This is a genomic window from Roseibium sp. MMSF_3247, from assembly GCF_030733765.1.
In the GTDB taxonomy this organism is placed as follows: domain Bacteria; phylum Pseudomonadota; class Alphaproteobacteria; order Rhizobiales; family Stappiaceae; genus Roseibium.
In genome coordinates this window covers 684761-705590 of the sequence record NZ_JASHII010000002.1, presented here as the reverse complement: position 1 = coordinate 705590, position 20830 = coordinate 684761, and the positions used below count along the sequence as shown (strand labels likewise).

18 protein-coding genes and 1 tRNA gene are annotated in these 20830 nt (G+C 56.8%); 8 read left to right on the top strand and 11 right to left on the bottom strand.

Annotated elements, in window-relative coordinates:
* Positions 1-231: 231 nt before the first annotated feature.
* Positions 232-549 carry a hypothetical protein gene (locus tag RBB44_RS08640; protein ID WP_306146986.1) on the top strand — a complete coding sequence of 106 codons (318 nt, stop codon included), beginning with the start codon at positions 232-234 and terminating at the stop codon, positions 547-549.
* Between the two features lie 79 nt (positions 550-628).
* A complete protein-coding gene (locus RBB44_RS08635; RefSeq protein WP_306146985.1) occupies positions 629-1330 on the top strand; it encodes a hypothetical protein in 702 nt (233 codons plus the stop codon).
* Between the two features lie 305 nt (positions 1331-1635).
* Here the strand turns inward: RBB44_RS08635 and RBB44_RS08630 are convergent.
* Together RBB44_RS08630 and RBB44_RS08625 are read right to left on the bottom strand one after the other, a co-directional pair.
* Positions 1636-1720: transfer RNA gene (locus tag RBB44_RS08630), tRNA-Leu, on the bottom strand.
* Positions 1721-1813: 93 nt separating this feature from the next.
* Positions 1814-3325, bottom strand: coding sequence for an NAD(P)H-hydrate dehydratase (locus RBB44_RS08625; protein ID WP_306146983.1), 1512 nt, complete (start codon positions 3323-3325; stop codon positions 1814-1816).
* Between the two features lie 421 nt (positions 3326-3746).
* Between RBB44_RS08625 and RBB44_RS08620 the strand changes: the two genes are divergently transcribed.
* Both RBB44_RS08620 and glnA read left to right on the top strand, forming a co-directional pair.
* On the top strand, positions 3747-4085 hold the full coding sequence (locus RBB44_RS08620; protein ID WP_008195509.1) for a P-II family nitrogen regulator: 339 nt from the start codon (positions 3747-3749) through the stop codon (positions 4083-4085).
* Positions 4086-4217: 132 nt separating this feature from the next.
* Positions 4218-5627, top strand: coding sequence for a type I glutamate--ammonia ligase (gene glnA, locus RBB44_RS08615; protein WP_133950135.1), 1410 nt, complete (start codon positions 4218-4220; stop codon positions 5625-5627).
* Positions 5628-5856: 229 nt separating this feature from the next.
* Here glnA and RBB44_RS08610 read toward each other — a convergent pair whose 3' ends face one another.
* From RBB44_RS08610 to RBB44_RS08580, 7 genes are all read right to left on the bottom strand, one after another.
* Complete coding sequence (locus RBB44_RS08610; RefSeq protein ID WP_306146982.1) at positions 5857-6612, bottom strand: ABC transporter substrate-binding protein; 756 nt, start codon at positions 6610-6612, stop codon at positions 5857-5859.
* 118 nt (positions 6613-6730) lie between these two features.
* Positions 6731-7771, bottom strand: a complete 1041-nt coding sequence (locus RBB44_RS08605; RefSeq protein WP_306146981.1) for a P1 family peptidase — start codon at positions 7769-7771, stop codon at positions 6731-6733.
* Positions 7772-7825: 54 nt separating this feature from the next.
* On the bottom strand, positions 7826-8305 hold the full coding sequence (locus RBB44_RS08600) for an ATP-binding protein (protein WP_306146980.1): 480 nt from the start codon (positions 8303-8305) through the stop codon (positions 7826-7828).
* Between the two features lie 106 nt (positions 8306-8411).
* Positions 8412-9317 (bottom strand): phosphonate ABC transporter, permease protein PhnE, encoded by a 906-nt coding sequence (gene phnE, locus RBB44_RS08595; protein WP_306146979.1) that lies wholly within the window; start codon positions 9315-9317, stop codon positions 8412-8414.
* Positions 9318-9398: 81 nt separating this feature from the next.
* A complete protein-coding gene (gene phnD / locus RBB44_RS08590; RefSeq protein WP_306146978.1) occupies positions 9399-10406 on the bottom strand; it encodes a phosphonate ABC transporter substrate-binding protein in 1008 nt (335 codons plus the stop codon).
* Positions 10407-10429: 23 nt separating this feature from the next.
* Entirely contained in the window at positions 10430-11254 is an 825-nt protein-coding gene (gene phnC / locus RBB44_RS08585; RefSeq protein ID WP_306146977.1) for a phosphonate ABC transporter ATP-binding protein, read from the bottom strand.
* Positions 11255-11446: 192 nt separating this feature from the next.
* Positions 11447-11716, bottom strand: coding sequence for a tyrosyl-tRNA synthetase (locus RBB44_RS08580; RefSeq protein ID WP_306146976.1), 270 nt, complete (start codon positions 11714-11716; stop codon positions 11447-11449).
* A 305-nt stretch (positions 11717-12021) separates the two neighbouring features.
* Here RBB44_RS08580 and tyrS point away from each other — a divergent pair, with 305 nt between their 5' ends.
* On the top strand, positions 12022-13275 hold the full coding sequence (gene tyrS, locus RBB44_RS08575; RefSeq protein ID WP_306146975.1) for a tyrosine--tRNA ligase: 1254 nt from the start codon (positions 12022-12024) through the stop codon (positions 13273-13275).
* Positions 13276-13338: 63 nt separating this feature from the next.
* Here tyrS and RBB44_RS08570 read toward each other — a convergent pair whose 3' ends face one another.
* The gene (locus RBB44_RS08570; RefSeq protein WP_306146974.1) at positions 13339-16629 is read right to left on the bottom strand and encodes an AsmA-like C-terminal domain-containing protein; all 3291 of its coding nucleotides are present in this window, start codon (positions 16627-16629) and stop codon (positions 13339-13341) included.
* Between the two features lie 223 nt (positions 16630-16852).
* Between RBB44_RS08570 and bcp the strand changes: the two genes are divergently transcribed.
* The 3 genes from bcp (at position 16853) to RBB44_RS08555 (ending at position 19634) form a co-directional block, all read left to right on the top strand.
* Positions 16853-17320: a thioredoxin-dependent thiol peroxidase gene (gene bcp / locus RBB44_RS08565; protein WP_306146973.1), complete on the top strand. Its 468-nt coding sequence runs from the start codon at positions 16853-16855 to the stop codon at positions 17318-17320.
* A 43-nt stretch (positions 17321-17363) separates the two neighbouring features.
* On the top strand, positions 17364-18200 hold the full coding sequence (locus RBB44_RS08560) for a ferritin-like domain-containing protein (protein WP_306146972.1): 837 nt from the start codon (positions 17364-17366) through the stop codon (positions 18198-18200).
* An 84-nt stretch (positions 18201-18284) separates the two neighbouring features.
* Positions 18285-19634 (top strand): M23 family metallopeptidase, encoded by a 1350-nt coding sequence (locus RBB44_RS08555; protein WP_306146971.1) that lies wholly within the window; start codon positions 18285-18287, stop codon positions 19632-19634.
* A 54-nt stretch (positions 19635-19688) separates the two neighbouring features.
* Here the strand turns inward: RBB44_RS08555 and prfB are convergent.
* Positions 19689-20820 (bottom strand): peptide chain release factor 2 gene (prfB, locus tag RBB44_RS08550; protein WP_133950167.1). Its coding sequence is split into 2 segments (ribosomal slippage): positions 19689-20750 and positions 20752-20820, totalling 1131 coding nucleotides; the frame shifts between segments, so codons are not numbered across the junction.
* Between the last annotated feature and the right edge of the window lie 10 nt (positions 20821-20830).

Genomic DNA, 20830 nt, shown 5'->3' with positions numbered 1-20830 from the left:
GCCACAACAACGTCTCAGGCCGGTCATTGAATGATGTTTTCTTCGATACCAGAAGAGCCGCGTCAGGCGAACGCATCTGGCAGTCCCAACGGGACATGGCAGGTGGCTGGATCCTTCAAATAGAGCGCCCTAGCTACACTCATGGTTGGGAACGCTCTGGCAGCGTCAGGCTCATGAGAGACCTCTGCCAGAACCAAAAGAGCACCGAGCCAAACAAAAAGGATACAAATCTTGAAGACAGGACCGTGGATCATCGCCTTGGGGTTTATCGCGGCGGGTTTTATCATCTTTGAAGGCCCACGCGCCGACGCGCAAACACAACGGCCCGATGTCCGGTCGATGACCTGCAGCCAGGCAAAAGCACTGGTGCAGAAACAAGGCACCGTCAATTTTACTACAGGGCCGAACAGCTGGACCCAGGTCAAGGCCGGGGTCAATTATTGCGCCGACAGAGCGGTTTCCCTGACACCTGTTGTTGCTCCGACCAAAGATAATCCTCAGTGTCAGGTCGGGTTCACCTGCACCCAAATGCGGTACTCGACACGATAAATACAAGGAGATTTTCCAAGCCTGCCGCTAGCGAGCCGCATACGCTTCTTCGGCCGCCCTTGAAAGGAGCCAGACACATATGTTGAGCCTTTTCGACCGCGGGCCGTTTATTGCGTTTGAGCCGTCTCGCGGCGTCATCTGCCGGTGTTTGAATGTTGAGGCTGCAGCGGAAGCACTCAAAGTCTTTGACGGGATTGGCGAGATCCATGTCGACCAAAATTTCGCCGGCGGCACTTATGTCATCGATCCGGATCTCGACGCGCTAAAGGTCGCTTTTGTGCCGCGACTGGGGCGCCGAATCGAACCGGCGTCGGACAAGGACCACCGCGCACTCATTGATGGTGCCGAGATGGCGGCATCCGTCACCCTCCACCATCTCGGGCTATCTCCGGAGGACTGTGAACGGCTTTTCAAGGCAGACGTCGAAAACGCCCTGATCTCGACGGCATTTCCCTTGCGGTTCCGGTATGAGCTCTCGAGCGCGAGGGACATCGCCGAGACACTCGGCCCGGGTCGGCTGTTCGGCCATTTGAGAGTGGTCCCGCAACGATCTTCAGACCCCGCGGCATATTTCTACGATTTTGATGCGGCCGACTCCCACGCACGCGCGACCCGTGGAACACTTGAAGTGATTGACTTTCGGACGCGATCGGCCCGGCCGCGGCTCGCAGCACAATCAAATGCCGGGCCTGAAGTCATGGCAGAGCTGCGAATTGTCTGCACAGAAGTCTTGGAGGCCATCACAGACTATTGCGGGCTTTCGTCGGCTGAGGGATGCTGACAAGCTAGAGGTGTTCAAGCAAACAGGAGCCATACCAAACGGTCAAACTCGGCACTAAGAGGCAAAAGCCAGGACGGTAGATGCTCCTGGACCAAATATCTGCAGCTATCTTGAGACCTGGCAACAACCAGTTCCATCACTTGGAGGCGTTTTATGAACAGGTCAATGCTACCACACTCATTCGCCTCACACGCATGAGGGGTAAAAACTCGGGCAAATTGCGGGGTAAAATCCGCGATTTCACTAATAAAAAACCGGCCAAAGGCCAGTTTCATAAAAAACTCAATTACTTGCTGTTTGAGTATTGGTGCGGATGGAGGGACTTGAACCCCCACGCCTTGCGGCACCAGAACCTAAATCTGGCGTGTCTGCCAATTTCACCACATCCGCATCGCAGGAGCTAATACGCTCCGCGTTTGAAGCGGGGCCTCTATACCACCCCGACTTTTTCCGTCAAAGGAAAAATAACGCGTCTGCCAGTTTTCACGCAAGACTTGTCCACAAGTGCCGGATCGGCTCCCTCAACGCCGCCGCCAAATCTTCAGCAATAAGGCCAGGGCCAACGGTCCGGCCAGCCTCTCCATGCAACCAGACCGCCTGGCAGGCAGCCTCAAATGCCGGAACACCTTGCGCCAGCACACCGGCCGCGATCCCTGCCAGCACATCACCGGACCCGGCGGTTGCCAGAAACGGCGGCGCATTGCAGTTGATCGCGGCCCGGCCGTCCGGTGCTGCAATGACTGTGTCGGGGCCTTTTAAAATGAGTATTGCACCGGAACGGCGTGCGGCCTCCCGCGCCCGTGCAAGCTTGTCGAGGCCGGTCAGATCCGGAAAAAGACGCTGAAACTCGCCGTCATGCGGCGTCAGGATAGCTGACGATGCGTTTTCTTTGATCAAATCAAACAGCTTCTGCGGGTTTTCTGAGAAACTGGTCAAGGCATCGGCGTCCAGCACCAAGGACCGCCCTGTCGCGATAATGGCCTCGACAGCTGCTTGTGTGTCCTCTCCGATCCCGTATCCTGGTCCGATCAAAACGGTGTTCAAACGTGGGTCGGACAGAAATTCCGGGATCGCTTCAGGACCGGAGACCTTTTTCAGCATGACTGCCGTTAAGTGCGATGCGTTGACCATCAAGGCGTCCGGCGGCGATACCAGAGTGACGAGCCCCGCCCCGGCCCGAAGCGCAGCCATGGCTGAAAGCCGCGCTGCACCGGTACTAGCCATGGGTCCACTGAAAACGACCGCGTGGCCTTTTGAGTATTTGTGACCATCCACTGCCGGGTGCGGCCAACTCGCAAGCCAGAGGTCCGGTATATTTTCAAATGTCGCTGGCCCGATTGTGTCGAGCACGCCAGTTTCAATTCCAATCTGCGCGACGGTGACCGAACCGCATAATCCGCGGCCGGGGAACAGCAGATGCCCGGGCTTTTTCAGAAAGAATGTCACGGTCGCATACGCCTTGATCGCATTCCCCATGATCTTTCCGGTCGCACCGTTGATGCCGGATGGCAGGTCCACCGCTATGATTGCAGCGCTTGATCCATTTACAGCTTCAACCAACTCGGCCGCTGGACCGGACAGCGGACGATCCAATCCCGCTCCGAATAAGGCATCGACAATGACATCGGCCCCAGTGAACCGGTCTGCCATATGCCCGATCAACTGATCTCCGGATGTGAGGATCTCAAATGGCAGGGTCATAGCCGCAAAGGCTGCAGCAGCGTCCCCCTTCAAGCCGGACGGGGATTTGAGGAGATCGACCCGGACATCATACCCCTTTTCTGCCAAGAGCCGTGCGGCAACAAATCCGTCGCCGCCATTGTTGCCTGGCCCGCAAAGGATATGAATGCGCCCTCCCGCCGGTGCGTGGTTTGCGGCCATACCGGCTACGGCTGATCCAGCGCGCTCCATCAGATCCAAGCCCGGAAGGCCACTCTCGATCGTCAAACGGTCTGCCTGACCCATTTCGTCTGGAGTGAGTAGCGCTGCCGTCATGACCATCCTTTGTGTGCCCTACAAAATGGAGATTGTTCGGCGTTATCATACGCATCTCTAATGGCAATTCACCCCGCAACTAGATCAGTCAGACGCCCGGCATTGAGGCGACATCCGGCAAGACCAGGCACCGGGACCCACTCAACTGCACACTCTGTAATCATAATGTCTAATTTTTATGCAGACTTGTCGAGCGACCTCACTCTGACACCACGTCTTTCGCGATAACTTGCTAAAAATAGCGGCGGATTCCTGCCGGGATGGAAAATCTGACAATCAGACCGACAATTGGCACGCTTCGTGCTTTTGCATGGCAACAGCTCTCAGCTGACCCGAACCAGTGCGTTTTAGTCTGGCAATGGTTCGAAAGAAGAGCGTTCGGGCAGACCCTGCCATTACATGTGGAGAGAGACATACGGTGATGAAAAAGATCGAAGCGATCATCAAACCTTTCAAACTCGATGAGGTCAAAGAAGCTCTTCAAGAAGTCGGCCTGCAGGGCATCACAGTGACCGAGGCCAAGGGATTCGGCCGTCAGAAAGGTCACACCGAACTTTACCGCGGCGCTGAATACGTTGTCGACTTCCTGCCGAAGGTTAAAGTCGAAATCGTGCTTGGATCGGACATGGTGGACAAGGCTGTCGAGGCGATTCGCAATGCTGCTCAAACCGGTCGTATCGGCGATGGCAAGATTTTTGTCTCAAACATCGAAGAGGCAGTCCGCATCCGGACCGGCGAGTCCGGTACTGACGCTATTTAACCCTCACCTGTTCCGGCATTTCGCCGCACACCCAATTCCGGACTATCCGCGCCGAGACAAACACCTTAAACACTCTGCCGGACCGGGACCAAAACCCAAACGTTCACACGAAAAATCAAAGGGATGGACATAATGACCACCGCTGCTGATATCCTGAAGCAAATTCAGGAAAAAGACATCAAGTTCGTCGATCTGCGCTTCACTGACCCGCGCGGCAAGATGCAGCACGTCACCATGGACGTTGCACTGGTTGATGAAGACATGTTCGCTGAAGGCGTCGCCTTTGACGGCTCTTCCATCGCCGGCTGGAAGGCCATCAACGAATCCGACATGATGCTCATCCTGGATCCGGAATCGGCTCACATCGATCCGTTCTTCGCCCAGTCCACCATGGCGATCTTCTGCGACATCATCGACCCGATCACCGGCGAAGCTTACAACCGTGATCCGCGCATGACCGCGAAGAAGGCAGAAGCCTACGTCAAGTCCGGCGGCTTCGGCGACACCATCTACGTTGGCCCGGAAGCCGAATTCTTCATGTTCGACGACGTCCGCTTCAACGCCGACCCGTACAACACCGGCTTCATCCTGGACAGCTCCGAACTGCCGTCCAACATGGGCTCCGAGTATGAGACCGGCAACATGGGCCACCGCCCGCGCACAAAAGGCGGTTACTTCCCGGTCCCGCCGGTCGATAGCGCACAGGACATCCGCTCCGAAATGCTGTCCGTGATGGGCGAAATGGGCGTTCCGACTGAAAAGCACCACCACGAAGTGGCGGCTGCCCAGCACGAACTCGGCATGAAGTTCGACAACCTGACTTCCTGCGCCGACAACATGCAGGTCTACAAGTATGTTGTTCACCAGGTTGCACACGCATATGGCAAATCCGCAACCTTTATGCCGAAGCCGGTTTTCGGCGACAACGGCACCGGCATGCACTGCCACCTGTCCATCTGGAACAACGGTGAGCCGACTTTCGCTGGCAACCAGTACGCAGACCTCTCCGAGACCTGCCTGTACTTCATCGGCGGAATCCTGAAGCACGCGAAAGCCCTGAACGCTTTCACCAACCCGTCAACCAACTCCTACAAGCGTCTGGTGCCGGGTTACGAAGCACCGGTTCTTCTCGCCTACTCCTCGCGTAACCGGTCTGCGTCTTGCCGCATCCCGTTCACGTCTTCTCCGAAGGCGAAACGCGTTGAGGTCCGCTTCCCGGATCCGACTGCAAACCCGTACCTCTGCTTCTCTGCCCTGCTGATGGCCGGCCTTGACGGTATCAAGAACAAGCTGCACCCGGGCGATGCAATGGACAAAAACCTCTACGATCTGCCGGCTGAAGAACTGGCCGAGATCCCGACAGTTTGTGGTTCCCTTCGTGAAGCTCTGGAAGCTGTTGATGCAGACCGCGAGTTCCTTAAAGCCGGCGGCGTCTTCGACGACGACCAGATCGACGCTTACATCGAACTGAAGATGGAAGAAGTCGAGCGCTACGAGATGACCCCGCATCCGGTCGAGTTCGACCTGTACTACTCTGTCTAAGACAGGTTCGGCGTCAAACACGGAAAACCCCGGTCACTCGACCGGGGTTTTTCTTTGTTCAGCAGTCGAAGTCATGAAAGACGCCGATCCGGCCCCTCGCTGACAGTCGGAAGCGCTGGCCGCGTGTTATAGCAAATCGCGTTTGCACGGATTCAGTTTTCGCTGCTTCTCGGTGGTGCCTCGAACGCGCAACCTGAAACATTCAGAACTCAATTAAACGCGATTTGCTCTAGTTCTCGTCCTTAAAAGCGCTGAGCGAAGCAGCTCCGGTATACTTCTTTAAAATGTCGGCTTGAAAACCGTCTGTGATGATGCTGTCCAGGCCGTTCTGCATGCGCTGGAGCAATGCTTCATCGGTTTCAGGGTTACACGCGAGCGCATTTCCGATGATGTCGCCAAATCCATGAACCAGCTCGATCTCAACACCTTGCTGCACAAGCGTGTGAAACGTCATGCTGGAGATCGCGGCAAGGTGCAGCCTCTCTTGAACAAGCTGTCGGATCACCGTTTCAACATCATCAAAATAGTCGATGGAGCCGAAACCCTGGGTCTTCAGGACATATTCGGCGTAGTCGCTCCGCTGAGTGCCGACGGAAAATTCGCCAACAATATCGGCCAAGTCTGACGGGATCTGCGATCCGGCCTTCTTGATCAGGAATAGTTCAGCGCCACCGAGCGGTGATATCCAGGCAAAGGTCTCGGCTCTTGCCGGTGTATAGGCGGTGGTGAAGACACAATGGTTTTTCCTGTTTTCAGCCAACCAAAAGGCTCGGGACCATGGGAGCATCTCCATTGTGAATTCAATGTTCTCCCGGATCATGATTTCCCGCACCTGATCCGCGCCGAGCCCCACGATCTCTCCGTCCCGCATGAAATTGAAGGGCGGATAGTTTTCCGTCACAAGATGAATTTCCGTCGCTTGCGTCTGCTCTACCACGGCTAAAAGACCGCAGATCAAGCCGAACGAGCTGATCGCATTCCGCAAGGGTTTTAATCCACTGGTCCACATCAGAATGATCAAGTCCTGTTCTTTCCGATGCTATTAATCCAGCGAAGTCTTACAATTTGCTTGAGTGAGATATCAAACGATCTGGATAATCATCTCAATTTTGATCCAGCCAGTCCTTCAAGGACGGCCGGAAGCTCGTCCCCTTCCCGTACATGGCGGGAGATGCAATCATTGCATTGAGCACCGCCTCCTGGGTGGTTTCCGCCGCGGCCTGAAACAGAAGATCGATCTTACCCTCATGCATATGATCGCGGGCGATCAGATCGCCTTCTGGATTGTGCGGTATCTTGTGAGCTGTTGAGAACGCAAAACCGATGTCGCCACTGCCATTGCCATAGAATGAGCCGAGCCTTGCCAGACCGGCGCCTGCGCGCCGTGCAATCCGTTTCAGCTGCCGGCTTTCCAGTGGCACATCCGTTGCCAGAACAACGATGACAGATCCGCGTTCCTCCGGTGCTGCCATTCCTTCAGGCGATGGCCTGCGCCCATCCGGAAGGACCAAATCCCCGGCCCTGCCAAAATTTGCCTGCACCAAGGCGCCCAGTGTGAAGGTCTTGCCATCCAATTTAAATTGGCGGGATGCCGACCCAATCCCGCCTTTGAATCCGAAACAGCTGATACCGGTCCCTGCCCCGACACTGCCTTGCTCAAAATCTGTAGCCGCAACCGAAAGTGCCGCGTTGGCATCCTCTTCGGTCAACGCAATCGCGTTGATATCGCTTAAGTAACCGTCGTTACATTCCATGACGACCGGATTGACGGTCCCTTTCGCCCGATCAATCTGAGGGTTTTGTTTCAGCTCCCTCCGGATCAAGGCGTGAATGCCTTCTGCCACCCCGAAAGTGTTGGTAAGCAGGATTGGGGTCTCCAGTGTTCCGAGTTCCTCCACCTGGATCAGGCCAGCGCTTTTGCCAAAGCCGTTGATGACGTCGCTAGATGCGACCAACTTGTCCAAAAACAGATTGCCCGGATGCGGGACGATGGCTGTGAACCCCGTCCGAAGGTCCCCATCGATGATAGTCTTGTGCCCAACCGTGATGCCCGCGACATCCGTGATCAGGTTTCGGGGCCCCGGTTGCATGGTCCCGCAGATCAGACCGTGGGCACGTGCTGACGATGCATTTGTCGGCCTCATAAGGTCTTTGCTCCCTTCAGCGGGTAGAAAACATGTTGGCCAATATCCGGAAACTTAGCGTTCCAATACGCTAAAGCCTTCATCAGGAGTTGGCGGGACGAAGTGTTTGGTAACTGCTTCAAATTGCTCATCACTCACAGAAAACGGATGGCCACCGCTGGCATTGCGCGCCCGCAGCCGTTCCTTGCAGATCTCGTTGGAAACATTGAGGTAATGGAGCGTGTGGTCGCAGCCGCTATTTTCCGCAACACGCCGCATCCAGACGCGCGTCTCCGGCGTGTTGGCCGGAAAGTCGAGAACCACGGACACGCCGGTTTTCAGAAGCCCAATGACATGGGGCTCCATGACGGCTCGTAGCCTTGCCGAGACACGCACATAGTCTTTGATTGTCGACATTTCAGGCCCGAACAATTCGGCCAGCCAAATGTCTTCGCTTATCAAAACCGTTGCCGGTTGGCTGGAGAGTTCACCGGCAAGCGTTGACTTTCCAGAGGCGATCTTGCCGCACAGGATATGGAGATGTCCGGGTGTCATGGAGAAGCCTGTTGGAACCCGCCGGTCGGATATTTGTCATTTGAGGCCACGAAAGTGGCACCAGACCGGCAGATTCGCAACGACGGCTTATGCTTGGAGCACTTTATCAGCGCGCCAGCAACGTCTCCAGGCCAATCACGAGAAGGGTCAAGAACAGGAAGTAGGCAGCAAACCGGCCGTGGTCGGTGCCATCGATCACGACCTTACGCAACAGCGACCCGAAGATATCAAGCAAGGAAACCGTTACGAGGATGATCAATAGGATCGCAGCGCCAGACGAGTAGTCAAAGCCGCGCAGGGCTTCTGAGAGCGACATGCCAATACCGCCCGCGCCGACAATGCCCAGCACGGTCGCAGAGCGAACATTGGCCTCAAACCGGTAAAGGGAATAGGAAATCCAGAGCGGCAAAACCTGCGGCACGACACCGTAGACGATCTCTTGAATAGCCGGAGCGCCTGTCGCCTTGATGCCCTCAACCGGACGCGGATCGATCGCCTCCACGGCTTCTGAAAAGAGTTTTGCGAGCGTGCCCGTCGTGTGGATCGTCAGCGCCAGAACCCCTGCGAGCGGCCCTAGGCCGACGGCCGCCACAAAGATCAGGGCAAATACCAGCTCATTGATTGCCCGGAAGGCATCCATGAGCCTGCGCACTGGGAACACGATCCAGTAAGGCGCAATATTGGACGAGGACAGCAATCCGAATGGAATCGCAAGGATCACCGACAGAAAGGACCCCCAGACCGCCATTTGGACGGTTTCGAGCATCAAGTCGAAATAGCTGTGCCAATACCGAAAGTTCGGCTTTAGAAAGTCCTCCAGCAGCATGGCCATGTTGCCGCCGCCGGTGAATACCTGGCCCATGCGGTGCATGTCCGCCGGGTGAAAACTCCAGACCAGCATGACGATCAAACCGCCCCAGATCAGAACGTCAAAGACCTTCTCCTGAGTGGTTCTGCCCGGAACTTCAAGAACGGGCTCGCCCGTATTGAGCACGTTTACATTACTGGTCATGGAAAGTGTCCTGTGCGGAGATCAAACAAGAGCATGAGGGAATGCCCTGATGCCTCCCCTCACGCCTATGTGCTGCGCTGATTACTTGCGCGGGCGGGCGGCAGCTGCTGCGCGGATTTCTTCGATCTTGGTGTTGATTTCCAAGATTTTCGCAGTCCGCTCGTCGTCGGAATAGGTGTCGTCACCCTCGATGGACATGCGCTGACGGATCTGATCCATCTCGTAGAACGGCCACAACTGGGCGTTGGAGGACGGAATGAACGGCCCCATGTCGATCATGGCCAGGTTCTCACGCGCCTTGGCCACTTCCTCGTCGGTACCCTGACGGCCATAGGTCATGAAGAAATACATGATCTTCGACTTGATGCTTTCATCGAGCTCCGGACGCCAGGCCATCGGATCAGACGCGATCAGCGGAGAGCGCCAAATTTCCTTCAGTTCGGCAAACAGTTCCGGCTTGGCGTTTTTCAGGCGGGAATACATTCCGGTGGAGGACGCAACAGCTGCATCAACCTGTTTCGTTGCAACTGAAATCAGGTTGGTCTCGTGATTGGCGTTGCGAAGGGTTTCAAAGCAGTCCTTCGGGTTCACACCTTCCTTGGCAAAAACGAAGGTGGACGGGACGAGGAAACCGGACGTGGAATTCGGATCGCCGATGCCGAAATTCAGATCCTTGTTGCACGCCATCACATCTTCATAAGTGAGGCCGGAATCCTTGTGGGTCACCATCACCGACCAATAACCACGGTCTCCGGTCGCTTCGGTCGTTTGAGCGAAAATCTCGGCTCCAGCGCGGTCGACAGCAACCATTGCAGACTTGTTGCCGTACCAGACAACGTCGACCTTGTCGAAGCGCATGCCTTCGATCACACCGGCATAGTCAGCAGCAAAGAACGGCTTCACCGGCATGCCAAGAGAGGCTTCCATGGCTTCCAGGAACGGGCCCCACTTTTCACGCTGCGCAGAGCTGGATTCAGTGGACAGAATGCCGAAGTAGAGTTCTTCCGGGTTTTCACGCTCGGCAAGCGCCGGGCCGCTCAAACCAACCATAATCGCTGCAGACGCAGCAATGCGAGTAATCAATTTCATCACGATGTCTCCCCTGGAGAGATTCAGGCCGTCGCCGGGATTGGCGCGGTCCCGAAGTCTTCGGCATCCGGCAGCACAAGTTCTTCGCTGGCCTCACCGTAGATTTCGCGCAAAAACTGGGTCGTCAGTGCATGGCTCGGACCGTCGTAAACGATCTGTCCAGCCCGCATGGCAATCGTCCGCTTGCAGTACCTGCGGGCATATTCGACCTGGTGCAGGGAAACGACCACGGTCGTACCGTCTTCCTCGTTGATCCTGGACAGGATCCCCATCACGCGCTTCGCTGAGGCCGGGTCCAAGGACGCAATCGGTTCGTCGGCCAGGATGATTTTCGCCCCCTGAACAATCGTCCGGGCAATGGCCGCGCGCTGCTGTTGGCCGCCCGACAGTGTTGACGCCCGCTGGCGCGCCTTTGTCTCAATGCCGACGCGCTGCAGGGCGCGCATTGCAAGCTGCTTTTCTTCTGATGAGAAAAAACCAAAGAGGCCGCGCCAAACCGGCACTTTTCCAAGCAGACCTGCGAGAACGTTGGTCAAGACACTCAGCCGCGGCACCAGATTGAACTGCTGAAACACGACACCGATGCCGGTTCGCGTCGCCGAGATGTTTTTGGAGATGGCGCCGCTGTCTTGAACTGGGTGCCCATTGATCGAGATCTGACAACTGCCACTATTCTTGTCTCCAGCCACCAGACCCGAAATATGGCGTATCAAGGTGGATTTTCCCGAGCCGGACGCGCCGATCAGCGCAACGAACTCACCATCGGCGACCGTCAGATCGACGCCATCCAAGGCGCGGATGCCACCCCGGAACGTTTTGGACAATCGTTTTACCGTAATCGCAGACATCGACGCCTCCTTGACCGGGAGGGTCGTAACAAAAGCGCAGACTGCGTGAGTGAAGGATTGGTGTCATTCTGATGAAATCTGCCGCGCTCAAGACCTGCGCACTTGGAAGCAGTGTTTGGAAACAAAAGCTTATCCAAAAAACGAAAGGCCCTCGATTGGAGGCCTTCGTTTTAAGTTCTTGTATCTGATTGATCAGTAACAGACCCGGCGATACCCAACGACAACATAGCGGTGTTCATAAGGGCTCCACCGGCGGACGGCCTGGTTGTGGCAGCGGATGGGCGCGACATATCGGGGCTGAACTTGACTGGCGATTATAGCGCCCGCAGCAAGCCCTATGATGGCCCCGGCAGCAACAGCGCCCGCCCGGTTTCCGGCTTGGGCTTCCGTCGGCGAAAATGAGACTGCGGCCGTGGCGAGGGCAGCAGTTGCAACTGCTGCGATTGCGAATTTCCTAAACATTTCAACTCCTCCTCAAGATGAACATGCGCTCCTCAGCGCCAACACCCCCACCCTAGGATGTGACAGCCCTCTCTGCTGTGATTGGGGTCACGCTTGATATTTTTTGCGGGGGATTGCTCGCCGCGCCGTCTTCATGACCCGATCTGAGATCCTTTGTCATGGAAATTGCGCAGGAAACGAAGCGCGCCAAACCTTTGAAGACCGAACTTTTGGACCCTGTGCAATTTACATCACTGCTTTGCCGGTATAGAGCCATGCCCAACAGGCGAATGGCCACACGACAGTTGTATCTAACGGGCAGACACATGAGCGAGTTCAAGTCAGAGTTTTTGAAAGTTCTTTCCGAGCGCGGGTTTGTTCACCAGATCTCTGATCCTCAAGGTCTCGACGAGCTCTGTGCCAAGGAAACCGTGACCGCCTATATTGGCTTCGACTGCACGGCTCCGAGCCTGCATGCCGGGTCGCTTGTGACCATTATGATGCTCTACTGGTTCCAGCAGACCGGCCACCGGCCGATCGCGCTCATGGGCTCCGGGACAACACGGGTCGGCGATCCGACCGGCAAAGATGAAAGCCGCAAGGTTCTGTCCGATGAAACCATCGAAGAGAACAAGGCCGGCATCCGCAAGGTCTTTGAAAAGCTCCTTACCTTCGGTGATGGTCCGAATGATGCCTTGATGATGGACAACGCCGACTGGCTGCTCAAGCTGAACTACATGGAGTTCCTACGTGACATCGGCCGGCATTTCTCGGTCAACCAGATGATCCAGCGCGATTCCGTCAAGCTGCGCCTGGAGCGGGAACAGCACCTATCCTTCCTGGAATTCAACTATATGCTCCTGCAGGGCTATGACTTCCTGGAAATCTACCAGCAGACCGGCTGCCGCCTGCAGATGGGCGGCTCGGACCAGTGGTCCAACATCCTGTCCGGTGTGGATCTCATCCGCCGTAAAGAATCCAAGGAAGCTTTTGCACTCACCGCTCCGCTTCTGACCACCTCCTCCGGCGCAAAGATGGGCAAGACGGCGGCCGGCGCAGTCTGGCTCAACGAGGAACAGCTGTCGGCCTATGACTACTGGCAGTACTGGCGCAATACGGAAGATGCGGATGTCGAGAAATTCTTGAAGCTCTTCACAATCCTGCCGCTTGACGAGATCAGCCGGCTGGCAGCGCTCGATGGGGCTGGCATCAACGAGGCCAAGAAGGTGCTGGCCACCGAAGCCACCGCGATGATCCACGGCCGGGAAAAGGCGGAAGCAGCCGCAGAAACTGCGCGCAAGGCATTTGAGGAAGGTCAGTCCGCGGAAGGCTTACCGACTGTCGAAGTGGCAAGTGCCGATCTTGAGGCCGGGCTGGGTGTTTTGAACGCTTTTGTCACAGCCGGGCTGTGCGCATCCAACGGCGATGTCCGCCGCAACATCAAGGGCGGCGCGGTCAAGATCAACGACAAGGGTGAGCAGGATGCCAACCGTCAGCTCACTCCGGCGGATGTGACCGAGGACGGCATCATCAAGCTGTCCCTCGGCAAGAAGAAACACGTTCTCTTGAAGCCGGTCTGATCGGCCAACTGACCGACATGAAAAGCCGGGCGCTCCTTGCCCGGCTTTTGTGTTTTCAGGTTGCTATTCCGGCTGGAATTCAAACATCCGGCGGAAGATGCCGGGGGCGATAGCTGAAATCGGATTGACCGACAGAACCGGGTCGGACAAGGACCCGGACAAGCGATAGGTCACACCGATCAACCCCTCCCCCGTACTTCCGCCAAGTGCAAACCCCAAGAGCGGGATCTTGGAAAAGAAGTTGTTCAGCGCATAGATCGGCACGAATGTTCCGGTGAGATTGAGCGTCTGCTGTTTGAGATCCACCGTGCCGGCCACCGTGCCGCCAAGCGCGTTGCCCTGCAACGCGCCGCGGCTTATCGTCATCTGATCCCCTTCCCGGGTGAAATTGATGTCGAGCGTTTCAAATGAAGCGGTGCCGCGCGCGCCTTCCGCAGTGTTGACCTGGGGCTGGCGCACGATCACGCGGCTTGCCTCATCGCGCGTGTTCAAGTTGGTCGTGCTGATGCGCTGAATGGCCGGATCTTCCGTAATGACCAGCGAACGCACCTTAAAATCGCCCACCCAACTGTCGGCGTCGGCCATGGCAACACTCAAGGTTCCCCGCCCGCCGCGCATACGTTTGTAAAGATCCAGAAACGCCAGCATGGCGCCCGTGTCGTCAAAGCGCCCGTCTGCCTGTTGCGCACCGCCATTGCTCGTCAACGTAAAACGGAAGTCTGAGCTGCCACCAACGAGCCCGCTGATGTCGGCGGCCATCAAGCCGCGGGCTCCGGTGTCCACCCGGCCCCTGACGGTCCCCATCCAGCGTTTGTTGAATCCGGTCATCCGGTCAAGATCCACGGCAATTCGGGCCCCGTCGGCGAAATCGCCGGCACCTTGGCTCCCTCCGGGGCTTCTAAGGCTCTGGATCAAGCCACGGCCGTCGAAATTCTTGCCGGAAAAGACAATGTCATACCGGCCGCTGTCCGCCCGGGTGATGTCGATCTGGGCATCATCGCCGGGCCGCAGCTGGAAGCGCGGAAAGGATGCCTCGGTAAGCTCGCCAGTCGCTGACAGGTGAATTTGCCCAAAGATATCTGCGCCTTCCGAAACCAGCTCGAAGTCCTGGACTACTTTCTTATCGTCGGTTTCGATCAGCTTGAAGGAGGCGGACGCCGGTACGCCCTTTGACTTTCGCCAACCAAGTGCCTGAAGCCGGACTTCCGTCTCTTGAAGGTCAATACTGATGTTCTGACCGCCCTCGGCTTTGCCCGCGCTGACCGTCATCGGGCCGTCCAGGAAAGCTGTCAGATCAATTCCACGGGCCTTCAGCTGTTCTGCTGTCACGGACGCCACGACATCCTGACGCCGTGGGTCGCCTGCTCCAGATAGCGGGACCACCAAGTTGATATCCGCGTTCAGACCGTCGAACTCACCGTTGCCGGAGATCACGATTTGGCTGCGATCTGCCTCGATCGACAGATCAGCATTTTGGATCTGGTGACCCATGATCGGGTTCTCGTCAGAAAAGTCTTCCGATCGGCCAACCGCTTTCCAGGTGACATCATCCATGTCGATCACCCGTTCCATCGGGAAACTCGCGGTGATATCGACAACGCCGCTCCCTGTCACACCACCGGTTTTCAAGTTCGCACGGTCGAGAACCTCAAACGGTTTTGCATTCAACAATGCACTGATTTCCGCGTTCCCGCCTTCAAGGCGCGTCTCGACCTTTGCGATCTTTCCGACACGCAGAGGCAGGTTGTGGATCTCAAAAATCGTCTCAGGAACGACGACATCATCTTCCCCGGGCAGATCAGCTGTGCCACCGCTGGCCTTGACGGTCAGGACCTCGTTTTCGATGGTCATGGTTCCGGACAGGCCATCCACCACGGCAACATCGCCGACAGGCGCAACAGCACCGTCAACGAAGCTCATGGTCATTGCCATATCGTCGCCAGACCAGCCTGCGTCCGGATCGAGGTGATTGAAGGCAGGTGGGCGTATGGCGGCTGTGAAGGACACTGTTTCGATCAGACCAGCCTTGATCCTCTCGATGATCCATTTGCGTGCCGGCGGCACCAATGTGATCGGCCAAACCTTTTTGGCAAGGGAGATCGGGATCTGTTCGCCATCAACAGCAATCGCCAAGTATGGCCCATCCGAACCGATTTGGATGTTCACAACACCCGTTGCGCTTGCCTTGCCCGAGCGCACCGAAAAGCGACTGATATCAATTTGCTTCTCAGCCAAGTTGAACCTGCCCTGGACAGTGGCACCATCCAGCATTTGCGGCGGCTCACGCACATCCAACGGCCCGACCTGAGGGTGCTCGGTTTCAAGGCGGAAGTCCCAAACCGGCGCATCACCGATTGGTTGATCAATCTGTCCAGAAAAGAAGATCCGCGTATTGCCCCGGATAAAATGGGACGTCTGGATATCAATCGGCTTGTCTGGCCCGCGGTAAACTGCAGACAACGCGACATCATCGAAAGCCACCAGCGTCCGACCCATCTGGAACCAGCCGTTTTGGACCCTCGCAACGGCGTTCGCAGAGATCAGGTTCCCATTTTCATCCAAAACGCTGTCGAGCTTCGCCGACGCTGGAAGTCTCAAGCCCTTGCCATAGGCTGTTGCCGCATCGGGCCCCAGAAGTTCGGCAAGTGTAATCCCGTTGACGACGGCCGCCATGCGGGTGCCTGGCCCGGTCTTGGACGGCGCTCTCAGGAAATCCAATCGCCAAGAGGTCACCCGTCCGCCAACGCGGGCGCTCGCAGAAATTTCACCGTCAGGAGACCGGAACACGTCCGCATTGATGTTCGTGAAGGATCGCGGTGCCGGCCCTGTTATGTCGAAAGCCCCGTCGGAGACCGTGACGGAGGTAAGACCCCGGCGGACAAACTGCTCATCGACCACATTGCCGATGCGATTGACGGCTTCGGACAATTGACTGATCTCGGGAATGACTGCCGGTCCGCCTTTCAGGGCGATCGTGACTTGCGGCTCTTTTAAATTGAGGGATGCGAACCGGATGTCTCCCGACCACAGGGCTGATCGAGTCAACGGCGCTTCGAGCCGTGGAAGCTTTAGTGTGACCGGTGCGCCACCGCTGATATCAACACGCACATCTTCAATGACGATCCGGATCCCGTCATCGGCTGTAAAGTCTACACTGGCGCTTTCAACCGAAAGGGTGACTGGTCCACGCGTTCCCTGCGATGCCAGAAGATTTCCAAGAAAAGGAACGGTGACCGGACCTGAGGCAAAGATCGCGCCCACGAACACGATAAGGCCGACAAAGACCAGACCACTGGCCAAACGCAGAAGTCTGCGGCGTTTCCATGGGGCCGGTTTGGGCAGTTCGTCTTTCATTCCGTCCGGTTGCGACAATTACATTCCGTCCGTTGTCCCTCGGGCAACCCGCGGGATATCTTTTCAACTGCGTACTATTCCAAGAAGCCCGCACATCCGTTGCATTGAACGAGTCGTATCAATGCATATGATAATGTGAAACAAGCACCAAAAGCGATAGCCGCTTCCCACCCAGCTGCCGAATTCGGCATTAACGCACAAAACTTGACAGAAGGATGGCGACATGAGCGATCTGGCCACAGGCGATGCTGCACCTGATTTTGACCTTGAGGCAGACGGCGACAGCCGTATCACCTTGAGCGACCTGAAGGGCAAACCGGTCGTTGTGTATTTCTACCCGAAGGACAACACACCAGGCTGCACCAAAGAAGCGATTGCCTTTACCGACAACATCGACGCCTTCAAGGAACTGGGCGCAACAATCGTCGGGATTTCACCGGACAGTGCGCGCAAACACGACAATTTCATTGCCAAACACAATCTTGCGGTGCGTCTCGGCGCCGACACTGACAACGCGACTGCCGAGGCTTATGGCGTGTGGGTCGAGAAGGCCATGTACGGCAAAAAGTACATGGGCGTTGAAAGAGCCACATTTCTGGTGGACGTAGACGGAAAAATCGCTCAGATCTGGCGGAAAGTGAAAGTGCCCGGACATGCTGAAGCCGTTCTTGAGGCTGTAAAGGCCCTCTAAATTTGCATCCCCCGGTGCGCTGATAACCAAGTCAGACGCTCAGATGACAAACACACAGATTCAGCCGGTGCCGGTGAACCTTGTTGCCGGCGCCCGCGCCATTGTCGAAGCAGCCGATACAGCCGAAAAGGTCCGGCTTGCCTATGCTGTTTCCAAGGCCTGGTTCAAACGCGACCTAGCTCTCGGCTCAGCGTCAAAAGACGGCCATATGCCGGACCGTCCCGGACGGCCAAACAAGCCGGAACTGCTTGCCCCGCGCGACATGCCCAAACGCAAGCTGTCTGGAACCGCAGGCCGGCTGGCCCTAATCCACTCCCTCGCCCACATAGAACTCAATGCGGTTGACCTGACCTGGGATCTGATCGGCCGGTTCGCCTATGTCCGCCTGCCGCGCTCATATTATGACGACTGGGTCCGGGTGGGGTTGGAGGAAGCCAAGCACTTTTCTATGTTGCAGGACCGCCTCGGCCAACTGGGCGCATCCTACGGAGACATGCCCGCCCACGATGGTCTTTGGCAGGCAGCGCAAGACACCGGTCACGATCTCGCGGCGCGGCTTGCAATCATTCCCCTCGTCCTCGAAGCCCGCGGGCTCGATATCACGCCGCCAATGATCGAGAAGGCCCGGAGCTTGGGAGATGAAGACACAGCCAAATGCCTGGATGTGATTTACCGCGACGAAAAGAACCACGTTGCGTTCGGCGCCAAGTGGTTCCGATTCTTGTGTGACCGGCAGGGGATTCGCCCAGAACCAGCGTTTCACAGTTACGTGCGCAAGCATTTTCGTGGCGCTTTGAAACCGCCCTTCAACGACCGCGCGCGATCCGAGGCAGGCTTAACCCCCGGTTTTTACAAGCCTCTTGCCAGACTAACCGGCTGAAAACCTGTATTTGAAGACGAATTGTTAACCTTAAGGAATTCTAATCATCACAGATGAAATGCAGAATGCAGCAGTGATCGAGTGATGACCCAAAAGCGCCCAGAAATGACGCGGACCTACCAAGTGCCCCACACAGAGGCACCGCACCGGGAGTCTTTGAAAGGCGATTTGAGAACGACCACTTATATCCTCCGCCCGGTTCATCTGATTGCAGGTGCGCTCACCTGCATCGCGGCGACCCTGATCGTGACTGGCGCCATCAGTTATCAGGTCATGCGATCCGGCATGGTGGCGGAAGTCAATGCCGAGCGCACCGAGGTCGCACTCCAGTATCAGGACCGCATTGCGCGCCTCCGCGCCGAGATTGAGCGGCTGAACAGCAGACAGCTTGTCGACCGGGAAAGCGTCGAAATCCAGGTGATGGATGTTCTGCGCCGCCAGCAAGACCTCAATCAACGCCACACGATTGTCGCCGACCTGATGGCGCGCGCAGAAAGCGTCGGGATCTACCTCAACGCTGGCAAACCGGTTCCAGCCCAAAAGCCAGCGATCGATGAAGGCCGGATTGCAGCAGCCCCCAAAGGGGATCGCACGGCCATGGGCGGCGAAAACGAAGTTATCTCCGAACCGGTCAAGGCGCTGGGCCTCAGGGATGCCTCGCGCAAGCCCTTTGATCCGCTGTCCATTCTTCAGGGCACTGAGGCACCTACCGGCGAACCCTTAAAAAAAAAGACTGAAAAACGCGCAGCCCTGGACGCCCTGAAAGCCGACATTTCAGAAATGGGCACGGAAAGCACCGCTGCCGTCGACGCCATCACTGTTGCGACAGAAAGCCGGATCGAAGACATTCTCGGCATCACCAAGCCGCTCGTCCCCAACCTCAACAAGGCTGTTCGCAGGTCCTCCAGTCTTGGTGGGCCCTTCGAACCGCTCAGTGAAACGAGTTTTGCCGATCGGCTGCACCGTGCAAATACCGCGCTCGATACTCTGAAGCGGGTAAAGTTTGCAGCGCTCCGTCTGCCCGTCAAACGCCCGGTGCGGAACGGGACGCTCTCAAGCGGCTACGGTCCGCGCATGGACCCTTTCTTGAACCGGCTCGCAATGCATTCGGGTCTTGATTTCAAAGCGCCCTATGGCGCGCGCGTTTATTCCGCGGCACCCGGCACCGTCATTTTCGCAGGCTGGAAAGGCGGCTACGGCAAGATGGTTGAGATCCGCCACGCCAACGGCTTCATCACCCGCTATGCACACCTGAGCAAGATCCGGACGTCTGACGGCAGTCACGTTGTGGCCGGAGATGTGATCGGCAATATCGGATCGACGGGGCGTTCAACCGGGCCACACCTTCATTATGAGGTGCGCCAGAACGACCGGCCGACCAATCCGGCTACCTTCCTGCGCGCTGGCGAGAGACTGGCGAAACTGTCGCTGTAACAAAAAAGCGGCACCGAAGCGCCGCTTTCAATCTGGTCTCCGGAAGAGATCAGCTTATTCAATATCCTCAACAACGACTTCGTCGCCGCCGAAGACCCGCTGTGCAAGCGCTGCTTCCATAAAGGAATCAAGGTCACCGTCCAGCACGTCATCCGGCGATGTGCTTTGCACACCGGTCCGCAGATCCTTGACCAGCTGATAGGGCTGTAGAACGTAGGAACGGATCTGGTGGCCCCAGCCGATGTCGGTCTTGGACGCAGCTTCCGCATTTGCCGCTTCCTCGCGCTTCTTCAGCTCCGCCTCATAAAGGCGCGCTTTCAGCATGCCCCAGGCAGTTGCCCGGTTCTTGTGCTGGGAGCGCTCCGACTGACACTGCACGACAATACCGGTTGGCTGGTGGGTGATGCGCACAGCGGAATCAGTCGTGTTGACGTGCTGGCCGCCAGCGCCGGATGCACGGTAGGTATCGATTCGGCAATCGCTCTCGTTGACATCAATCTCGATGCTGTCATCGATCACCGGGTAAACCCAGGCGCTGGAGAAACTGGTGTGACGGCGCGCATTGCTGTCATAAGGCGAAATCCGGACCAGACGGTGAACGCCAGATTCAGTTTTCAGCCAGCCATAGGCATTCTCGCCCTTGATGAGCAGCGTTGCCGATTTGATGCCGGCCTCTTCACCATCATGGTATTCCAGTAGCTCAACTTTGTAGCCGCGCTTTTCCGCCCAACGGCGGTACATGCGCAGCAGCATAGAGGCCCAATCCTGGCTCTCCGTGCCCCCTGCCCCGGAGTTGATTTCCAGGTAGGTATCGTTGCCGTCGGCCTCACCTGACAGAAGCGAATTCAGCTGAAGCTGATTGACCTTGTCCTTGAGCCCGCGCAGTGCCTCTTCGGCGTCCTCGACAACAGACTTGTCGTCTTCCATTTCACCGAGCTCGATCAGCTCGATGTTGTCCGCCAGATCCTGTTCCAGCCCCTTCACGCCATTGATGCCGTCATCAAGCTGCTGACGCTCGCGCATTAGTTTCTGGGCTTTGGCCGGGTCATTCCAAAGTTCGGGATCTTCAGAAAGAGCGTTCAGCTCCTCCAGTCTTACAAGGGCTTGATCCCAGTCAAAGATGCCTCCTCAGCAGGCTTATGGCCTGCTTGATTTCATCAACGATGGCTTCCATCTCGGCGCGCATCGGATACCTC

Excerpts from the sequence above, each read along its gene's own strand:
- RBB44_RS08635 (WP_306146985.1), top strand. The coding sequence starts at position 629 with ATGTTGAGCCTTTTCGACCGCGGGCCGTTTATTGCGTTTGAGCCGTCT.
- RBB44_RS08625 (WP_306146983.1), bottom strand. The coding sequence starts at position 3,325 with ATGACGGCAGCGCTACTCACTCCAGACGAAATGGGTCAGGCAGACCGT.
- RBB44_RS08620 (WP_008195509.1), top strand. The coding sequence starts at position 3,747 with ATGAAAAAGATCGAAGCGATCATCAAACCTTTCAAACTCGATGAGGTC.
- glnA (WP_133950135.1), top strand. The coding sequence starts at position 4,218 with ATGACCACCGCTGCTGATATCCTGAAGCAAATTCAGGAAAAAGACATC.
- RBB44_RS08605 (WP_306146981.1), bottom strand. The coding sequence starts at position 7,771 with ATGAGGCCGACAAATGCATCGTCAGCACGTGCCCACGGTCTGATCTGC.
- RBB44_RS08600 (WP_306146980.1), bottom strand. The coding sequence starts at position 8,305 with ATGACACCCGGACATCTCCATATCCTGTGCGGCAAGATCGCCTCTGGA.
- phnE (WP_306146979.1), bottom strand. The coding sequence starts at position 9,317 with ATGACCAGTAATGTAAACGTGCTCAATACGGGCGAGCCCGTTCTTGAA.
- phnD (WP_306146978.1), bottom strand. The coding sequence starts at position 10,406 with ATGAAATTGATTACTCGCATTGCTGCGTCTGCAGCGATTATGGTTGGT.
- phnC (WP_306146977.1), bottom strand. The coding sequence starts at position 11,254 with ATGTCTGCGATTACGGTAAAACGATTGTCCAAAACGTTCCGGGGTGGC.
- RBB44_RS08580 (WP_306146976.1), bottom strand. The coding sequence starts at position 11,716 with ATGTTTAGGAAATTCGCAATCGCAGCAGTTGCAACTGCTGCCCTCGCC.
- tyrS (WP_306146975.1), top strand. The coding sequence starts at position 12,022 with ATGAGCGAGTTCAAGTCAGAGTTTTTGAAAGTTCTTTCCGAGCGCGGG.
- RBB44_RS08570 (WP_306146974.1), bottom strand. The coding sequence starts at position 16,629 with ATGAAAGACGAACTGCCCAAACCGGCCCCATGGAAACGCCGCAGACTT.
- bcp (WP_306146973.1), top strand. The coding sequence starts at position 16,853 with ATGAGCGATCTGGCCACAGGCGATGCTGCACCTGATTTTGACCTTGAG.
- RBB44_RS08560 (WP_306146972.1), top strand. The coding sequence starts at position 17,364 with ATGACAAACACACAGATTCAGCCGGTGCCGGTGAACCTTGTTGCCGGC.
- RBB44_RS08555 (WP_306146971.1), top strand. The coding sequence starts at position 18,285 with ATGACCCAAAAGCGCCCAGAAATGACGCGGACCTACCAAGTGCCCCAC.